This is a genomic window from Candidatus Acidulodesulfobacterium acidiphilum (assembly GCA_008534395.1).
GTDB classification, from domain to species: Bacteria; SZUA-79; SZUA-79; order Acidulodesulfobacterales; family Acidulodesulfobacteraceae; genus Acidulodesulfobacterium_A; species Acidulodesulfobacterium_A acidiphilum.
In genome coordinates, this window is the sequence record SHMQ01000041.1 from 1 (window position 1) to 8,494 (window position 8,494).

Consider the following 8,494-nt stretch of genomic DNA (forward strand, 5'->3'; position numbering starts at 1 on the left):
CAGCAGAATGTAAATAGAAAAGATAGAAGTTAAATAAATTATAATGTTGAGTATGGGATCACGACCGAAGGGAGTCATCCTCCCGCCCCAGCCAGCAGAATGTAAATAGAAAAGATAGAAGTTAAATAAATTATAATGTTGAGTATGGGATCACGACCGAAGGGAGTCATCCTCCCGCCCCAGCCAGCAGAATGTAAATAGAAAAGATAGAAGTTAAATTAAAAATGACAAATAAACTAAGATTATTTTCCGGAAATTCAAACAAGGAACTTGCCGAAAAAATGGCTGCTTATCTGAGTATGTCTCTTGGAGATGCGGAAGTTTATAAATTCAGCGACGGCGAAACTTTTATAAATATCAACGAAAACGTAAGAGGGTGCGATATTTTTCTTGTGCAGTCCACGTCAAATCCGGTTGACAGAAATTTGATGGAATTGCTGATTATGATCGACGCTATGAAAAGAGCTTCGGCATATAGGATAACCGCCGTGGTTCCTTATTACGGTTATGCAAGACAGGATAGAAAAACTGCTTCAAGGGTTCCAATTACCGCAAAATTAGTAGCCGATATTATAACGACCGCAGGGGCGAACAGGGTTTTATCTATGGATCTGCACGCAGGACAGATACAGGGATTTTTTAATATTCCAGTCGACCATTTGTATGCGGCGCCAGTTCTTCTGGATTATATAAAGACCAAGAATTACGATTCTTCGGATATAGTTGTAGTTTCTCCTGATGCCGGAGCCGTCGAAAGGGCAAGATCTTTTGCTAAACATTTGGGGGCAAATCTAGCCATAATCGATAAAAGGAGAATAAAGGCAAACGTTGCCGAAATAATGAATGTCATAGGAGACGTAAAAAATAAAACTGCAATTATGCTGGACGATATGATCGATACTGCCGGCACTATAGCGCAAGGCGCCTCGGCTTTAGCCGACAACGGCGCAAAAGAAATAATCGCGATGGCTACCCACGGCGTTTTATCAGGCAGCGCCGTAGAAAAGATAAATAATTCTCCCATAAAAGAACTTATAATAACGGATACTATAGACCAAAAACATAGAAACGATTTATCCGGCAAATTTAAAATATTAAGTACGGCTAATATTCTAGGGGAAGCGGTTAAGAGGATTCATGAAGAAGATTCTGTAAGCTCGTTGTTTATATAAATAATAAAAAAAATAACTTATCGTAAAAGGAGATTTTAATTGGACATCATTAATTTAAATATTGAAATCAGGAAAAAAGAAAACAATCTTAAAGCATTGAGAAAAAACGGTTTGATACCGGCGGTACTGTACGGAAAAAAAACAGGATCGCATATCATACTCATTAACTACAAAGAATTTCTTAAGGCTTTTGCAAAACATTCTATATCTTCGTTCATTAACATATTGAGCAACGAAGCCGGCGTTAACGGTAAAATGGCCGTCATAAAAGAAATTCAGAAGGATCCCGTAACCGACGGCATCATTCATGTCGATTTACATGAAATATCCATGGATGAAAAAATAGAAATAGAAGCCGTTATTCATTTTAATGGAAAGCCCGAAGGAGTTAAACTCGGAGGTATTCTTGAACCGCTAATGAGACATATAGCCATAAAAGGTTATCCAAAAGATATTATAGACACGGTAAATATCGATGTTTCTGGTCTCAACATAGGCGATATTATCCATGTCGGGGATTTAAATTTGGGCGACAAAATTGAAATTATAACCGAAAAAGATGCGGCTATCGTTACGGTTGCAGAACCTACGGTTGAAGAAGTTTCCGCTTCGGCAGAAGTTGTTGAAAGCGAAACTGCGGCGCAGGCGGCGGCTACTTCGGCGGCATCGACTCAGCAAGATTCTAAAAAGTCTTAAAAGTTTTATAATAATAAAAAGATGCCGGAAAATATATTTATTTTTGGACTTGGGAATCAGGGCCGCGAGTATCAATTTTCAAGGCACAATTTTGGATTTACGGCGGTAGATTTTTTTTCTGCAGAAAATAATTTCCCCGGTTTTATTAATAAAAAAAATTATCTAATTTCCGAGAAAATTATTTCCGAAAAAAAAGTTTTTTTGATAAAACCGCTTACATTTATGAATTTAAGCGGAAAAGCCGTAAAAGAAGTTTTAAACAAAAACGGCGTTTTTAAATTACCTGAAAATTCCGATGCTCAAGATTCAAATATAATATTGATTCACGATGATCTGGATCTTGCCTTCGGAACTTACAAGATAAAGCTCGGCGGCAGCGGAGGATCGCATAACGGCGTTAATTCGGTTATAAATTCACTGCAAAGCAAAAATTTTATCCGGCTGAAACTGGGCATTAATTCGTTGGAAAGATTTAAATTCGGCAGCGGAGCGGATTATGTTCTGGCTAATTTTTCTAAGGAAGAGCAAAAAGTATTGCCTGAAATAATTCAAACGATAAACGAAATTTTACTGTCTTTTATAGATTGCGGTCTTGTTAAGACTATGAATCTTTATAATCATAAATAACTAAAAATATATTATGGGACTTAAATGCGGTATAGTCGGTCTTCCAAATGTCGGTAAATCGACTATATTTAACGCTATTACCGCCGGAGGCGCTGAGGCGAGCAACTATCCGTTTTGCACGATAGAACCTAACATAGGCATAAAACCAGTAAAAGATAGCAGATTAGAAAAACTGCGCGATATATTTAATCCGGAAAAATTTACCCCTACATACGTCGAATTTGTAGATATTGCAGGATTAGTAAAAGGAGCATCGTCGGGCGAAGGTCTTGGAAATAAATTTTTATCCCACATAAGAAACGTCGATTTAATTATTCAGGTAATAAGGGTTTTTAAAGAAAGCACGGTAGTTCATGTAGAGGGAGGAGTAAATCCGGCAAGAGACCTCGATATTATAAATACGGAGCTCGCTCTTAGCGATATAGAAATTCTTTCCAAGCATATGCAAAAGCTTGAAAAAATAGCAAGAAGCGGAGATAAAACGGCCGGTTCCAATCTTGATTTTTTAAAAAAAATTAACGATAAACTTTCCGAATCCGGCTATATCGATATCGCCGGATTAGACGGCGACGAGAAAATTTTACTGAAATCCCTCGGCATAATATCCGCAAAACCATCTTTATACGTTCTCAACGTAGACGAGGATATGCTTGCCCATGATTTTTTAAATAAAGATATAGAAGATATTATGAATATAGCAAAGCCCAAAAATATACCGGTTATAAGGTTATGCGCAAAATTAGAAGAAGAGCTTGCTTCTTTAAAAGAAGAAGACAGGCAGATTTTTCTTAAAGATTACGGCATAGAATCTTCCGCCTTAGATACCGTTGCTTCGGTCAGTTTTAAACTTCTCGGTTTAATCTCATTTTTTACCGCAGGCAAGCAGGAAGTAAGGGCGTGGGAAATAAAAAACGGGTGGAAAGCGCCGCAGGCTGCGGGAACAATTCACACCGATTTTGAAAAAGGTTTTATAAGAGCCGAAGTTATTTCTTACGAAGATTTTATCAAAGCAGGTTCTGAAGCAAATGCTGCAAAAATGGGACTTTTAAGGCTTGAAGGGAAAGACTATGTCGTTAAAGACGGCGATATAATGCATTTTAGATTTAACGTATGATTTGCGGCAGTGTCGGAGTTGAATTCCGCACTGCCGTTTAAGAAGAATGCAGACTCTTCATGTAAGTGATTATGGTGTTTATTACCCCTACCCTTATCATCATTACCGCGTATGCGGCAAGGAGAAGCGCTGCAAGTTTTCCTGCGGCGTTTGAACCGTTTTTTCCGAGATATCTTAAAAAAAGCCTTGTGTTTTTTAAAACGACGTAAACAATTAAAAGGTTTATTATAAAAGCAATAGTTACTATTATATATCCATATATTCCGGTAATTATTAGCAGCGTAGTTAAAACTCCGGGACCTACTATTAAAGGTACGCCTATAGGAACTACTCCCAAATCCGCTTTGTCTGCAGACGAATAAAGTTTGCGTTTTTCCGCAAGAAGATTGTTTATGGATATTATAAACAGAAGAACTCCTCCTGCCATTTCAAAATCGTATATAGAAATTCCCATAACCGCAAAAAGAGATTTGCCAAGCAGAAGAAAGCCTATTCCTACGCTGAAAGCGGTTATTAATGAATTTTTTCTAATCTTTTTTTCTTCGTCTGCTTCAGTATCTTTAACGAAATCTAAATAAATAGGAAGAATTCCAAAAACGTCTATTGCGACGAATATGGGAATTAAAGCAAGGAAGATGTCTTTAAAAAAAATTAAAATAATATTCTGCATAAATTAAAAGTAAAATTGTTTTAAATAAGTATAATATATATAATATAGCATTATAATAACATACAATATTATGAATAACAAAAAAAATAAATTTAATATACTTCATATAGACGCTTTTAAAAATTTCGGCGGAGCCCAAAACGACGTCGTAATTCTGCTTAAATTTTTGAAACTATACCATAGCGAAGAATTCAATATATTCGTTATTCATAATAACAACGAGAGATTAAAGGATGAATTGGATAAATGCGGCATTCAAAATTTTTCCGTAAGAATGACGAATTTTATCGATATTTTTTCTTTTTTAAAAATAAGGCGCTTTTTAAAGCGATACGATATTGACCTTATAAATTTTCATTCGTCCTTAGACCAATTTTTGGGCGGCATTGCAGCAGTTTCTATTTTTAAAAAAAAGATAATAAAAGTTTTAACGAGGCATGTTGCATACAAAGTAGACTTTTTAAAAGGATTTTTAATATACAGATTTTTAACCGACAGATTTATCGTTATATCGGATTTTATTAAAAAAAGGCTGATTAACGACATAGGAATAGACGAAAGTTTAATCAGGGTTATTTACAGTCCAAGGATCTGCGGCGATGAAAATAAAACTGCCTCTTTTTACGAATCCGAAAAAGCCGAAATAAGAGAAGAATTCGGTATTAAACCGGACGAAAAAATGATTTCCCTCATTGGTAGATTATCGGGCGAAAAAGGGCATGAAGTATTTATAAAAGCGGCAGAATTAATAATAAAAAAAAGACGGGATTTAAAATTCGTTATAATAGGCGAAGGAGAATTGCACGATTATATCGTGGGTTTAATTAAAGCAAAAGGACTTAAAGACTATTTCGTCATAAGCGGCTTTAAGGAAAATATCGAAAAATTTATATATGCATCCGACCTGATTACCGTTCCGTCGGGTCTTGAAGGAATGGGAAGTATTATAATAGAATCCTGCGCTTTAAAAAAAACCGTTATAGCTTCGGATGTAGGGGGAATTCCGGAGATAATTAAAAATAACGAAACAGGGCTGTTGTTTAAGAACGGCGATTTTTTTGAACTTGCGGAAAAAATAATGTATTTAATAGATAAATATGATTTAATTGAAAATTTTGCTGTTAATTGCTATAATGAAGTCGTAAAAAAATTCGACGCTAAAGCGGTGGCGTCTCAAACTGCTGAATTTTATATTGAATTGCTAAATAGCGTAAATAGAAAGAAATAAATAAAAAGAAATTTTAGCATATAGATAACATTTTAAAATGAGCATAAGCATAAATAAATTTTTAAAAGGTTTAGCTGTTTTTTTAATTATGCTATTTTTAGCCTATTCAATTTTATTTTCTTTTCATATAGTGGCTTTATCAAAGAGCCGTTTAAAATTGAAATTAGTTTCATTTTTAAAATATTCCTCCGTAAAACCGGGATTTTTAAAATTTGTAGATTTTAATTTTAATACGTTGACTTCGGATTATTTCTGGACGCTTTTCGTTCAGGAGGCTTCATCCTTCAGGCTGGCAAAGGCGCATTACCCGTATATGTATAAAATTTCGTTCATAACGGTTTCTTTAAATCCTAATTTTAATTATGCTTACCAGGCGGGCGGTACGCTTCTCGGACTGACGGGCAAACCTAAAAGAGCCATAAAACTTTTAAAGCTCGGTATGACCCATTTAAAAGGAAATTGGAATATACCGTTCCTCATATCTTTTAACTATTTTTACAATATAGGGAATTATAAAAAAGCCGCATATTATCTTAAATATGCCGTCGATATGAAAGGCAGTCCGAAATATTTAGAATTTTTATATATTAAACTCCTTAATAAATCCGGAAGCCTTAAAAAAACGCTAAGTTTTCTTAAAACCATGTATAAAAACAACAAAAATCCTTATATTAAGCAGATAATACAATACAGGATAGATGCCGTTAAAAACGAGATAGCGCTTAAAAAAGAGCATAAAAATTATAAAATTCCGTATTCTTTAAAACTGTTTATGCCTCAAAAAAGAGGGTGAATTATGATTGAAATAAAAAACGTAACGAAATATTTCAGGATAGGTTTTTTCGGAACGCGGAAAAATGCGGTTGAAGACCTTTCTTTAAACATAGACGGAGGAAAAGTCACCGGTTTTTTCGGTCCTAACGGCGCAGGCAAATCTACGACCATTAAAATGATAGTAGGGCTTATTAAGGCGTCCGGCGGAAGTATCAAAATTAACGGATACGACTCTTCCGATTACAGAGCAAGGCTTAATTTGGGGTATCTGCCTGAAAATCCCAGTTTCCCGCGCGGATTAAAAGGCATAGAAATTATTAATTACTATTCAAAACTCTTGAATAAAAAAATAAATAAAGACGAAATTTACGATGCTTTAAAATTAGCCGGTATTTTCTATGCGAAAAATATCCATGCGCATAAATATTCTAAGGGAATGACCCAGAGGCTGGCATTGGCGGTTTCTATCATAGGCGATCCGGAAATTTTAATATTCGACGAACCGTTGTCCGGACTAGACCCTATAGGGCGCAAGGAGTTTAAAGATATAATATTTAAACTTAAAGAAAGAAAGAAAACTATATTTTTTTCATCGCACGTGCTTGCCGACAGTAAAGAACTGTGCGATAGGATAGCTGTTTTAGTAAACGGCAGATTAATAAAAAACGAAAACTTAGGAAACATAGAAAAAGAAGCGGCTGCATATGCCGAAGAAAAAAAAGATGACCGTTTGAGCGGGGAATATAACACTCCCTTAGAGGTTTATCTTTACGATTTAATGCTTAAAAACAGGAAAAATTAGCAAATTAGCGGGGTATTTAATGAAAAATATTTTATACGGAATAATGTATTCTTTTAAAGAAATAAAGAATTCAAAAATTTTTTATTCTTTTTTAATCTTTGCCTTAATACTTATATCGGGCAGTTATTTCGTTTCCCAGACTAGTTTCATAAACCAGGGAAGAATTATGGTGGATTTTTCTATATTTGCCATATCTATTTTCAATATTTTTATAGGAATTTTTATCGGATCTTCCGTGGTTTACGACGATATCGAAAAGAAAAGCATTTTTCTAAGTATTACAAGGCCGGTTAAAAGAACGGAATATTTAACCGGACGTTTTCTTGGACTTGCCGCAGCAATAATCTTTTCTACGGTCATAATGATGTTTATTTTTTATTTTGTACTGCTGATTATGCATAAATTTATAGTGCCTGTCGTGCCCAACGCCGGAGCCGTCGCTTCAGGTGCAAAGTCTGTTCATAATAGCGTTAATTTGCAAAACAGTTCCGCCGCTCATGCCGGCTCCCGCCGGCCGTTTACTTTTTATATGCTGCCCCAGCCGTTAATAATTCAGGGACTGTTTATAATAATCGAGTCGATATTTATTTCCGCCGCCGCACTGCTGTTTTCTTTAGTAACGTCAAAAGCTTTGGCATCTATTTTTGCAATTCTTGTTTTTTTTATAGGCAACGTTTCGAGCCGCATGAACGACTTGGTTAAACCGGTAAAAAAGATTATTAAAGGCAAAATAGTAATAGTGCATCAGACTAATCATACGTTGACTTCCATAGTCCACTTTATTTATACCGTCCTGCCCAACTTTTCCATATTCAATATAAGTTCCGAAGCCGCATATAAACTTAATATTTCCTCAGGTATTATATTTTACCGCCTTATATACGGAATTTCTTATACTGTTTTGCTGTTTATAATATCTTCCTTGATATTTTCAAGGAAAGATATAAGCTGACGGAATTATGCTTTAATCATTCAATTCTTCAATGGAACTACAAAAAACCTCCCGAACGAATATGCATAATGTTTAAAAAAAGTGTGAGAAAAAGGTGACGAGAAAAAGGTGTCGGATTTTATTTTACGCATATAAAAAGAAATAATTAACGATAAAAGATGTTGCGTAAAATTAATCTGACACCTTTTACTTAACGCAATGGCGGAGAGAGAGGGATGAGCGTCCTTCGGACGCTAAAAGCGACGAACCCCCTAACGCGCTACGCGCTCCGGGTGTTCGAATCCTATGGCCTGTATTGAATTAAATGACTGTATAAGAAATAGCATTTATTTATGGCGGAGAGAGAGGGATGAGCGTCCTTCGGACGCTAAAAGCGACGAACCCCCTAACGCGCTACGCGCTCCGGGTGTTCGAATCCTATGGCATGTATTGAATTAAATGACTGTATAAGAAATAGCA

9 protein-coding genes are annotated in these 8,494 nt (G+C 35.5%); 8 read left to right on the forward strand and 1 reads right to left on the reverse strand.

Going from position 1 to position 8,494, the window contains the following annotated elements:
* Window positions 1-224: 224 nt before the first annotated feature.
* The 4 genes from EVJ48_09255 to ychF are packed head-to-tail and all read left to right on the forward strand — an operon-like array spanning window position 225 to window position 3,609.
* Complete coding sequence (locus EVJ48_09255) at window positions 225-1,172, forward strand: ribose-phosphate pyrophosphokinase (GenBank protein RZV37228.1); 948 nt, start codon at window positions 225-227, stop codon at window positions 1,170-1,172.
* Window positions 1,173-1,211: 39 nt separating this feature from the next.
* Entirely contained in the window at window positions 1,212-1,868 is a 657-nt protein-coding gene (locus EVJ48_09260; protein RZV37229.1) for a 50S ribosomal protein L25, read from the forward strand.
* A 21-nt stretch (window positions 1,869-1,889) separates the two neighbouring features.
* Window positions 1,890-2,495 carry an aminoacyl-tRNA hydrolase gene (locus EVJ48_09265; protein ID RZV37230.1) on the forward strand — a complete coding sequence of 202 codons (606 nt, stop codon included), beginning with the start codon at window positions 1,890-1,892 and terminating at the stop codon, window positions 2,493-2,495.
* A gap of 13 nt (window positions 2,496-2,508) precedes the next feature.
* Window positions 2,509-3,609, forward strand: coding sequence for a redox-regulated ATPase YchF (ychF, locus tag EVJ48_09270; GenBank protein RZV37231.1), 1,101 nt, complete (start codon window positions 2,509-2,511; stop codon window positions 3,607-3,609).
* A 37-nt stretch (window positions 3,610-3,646) separates the two neighbouring features.
* Here the strand turns inward: ychF and EVJ48_09275 are convergent, their stop codons facing one another.
* Window positions 3,647-4,279, reverse strand: coding sequence for a MarC family protein (locus EVJ48_09275; protein ID RZV37232.1), 633 nt, complete (start codon window positions 4,277-4,279; stop codon window positions 3,647-3,649).
* Window positions 4,280-4,349: 70 nt separating this feature from the next.
* Here EVJ48_09275 and EVJ48_09280 point away from each other — a divergent pair, with 70 nt between their 5' ends.
* The 4 genes from EVJ48_09280 to EVJ48_09295 are packed head-to-tail and all read left to right on the forward strand — an operon-like array spanning window position 4,350 to window position 8,035.
* On the forward strand, window positions 4,350-5,507 hold the full coding sequence (locus tag EVJ48_09280; protein ID RZV37233.1) for a glycosyltransferase family 1 protein: 1,158 nt from the start codon (window positions 4,350-4,352) through the stop codon (window positions 5,505-5,507).
* Window positions 5,508-5,544: 37 nt separating this feature from the next.
* Entirely contained in the window at window positions 5,545-6,300 is a 756-nt protein-coding gene (locus EVJ48_09285) for a hypothetical protein (GenBank protein RZV37234.1), read from the forward strand.
* A 3-nt stretch (window positions 6,301-6,303) separates the two neighbouring features.
* Window positions 6,304-7,083 (forward strand): ABC transporter ATP-binding protein, encoded by a 780-nt coding sequence (locus EVJ48_09290; GenBank protein RZV37235.1) that lies wholly within the window; start codon window positions 6,304-6,306, stop codon window positions 7,081-7,083.
* Between the two features lie 19 nt (window positions 7,084-7,102).
* Window positions 7,103-8,035, forward strand: coding sequence for a hypothetical protein (locus tag EVJ48_09295; protein ID RZV37236.1), 933 nt, complete (start codon window positions 7,103-7,105; stop codon window positions 8,033-8,035).
* The last annotated feature ends 459 nt before the right edge of the window (window positions 8,036-8,494 follow it).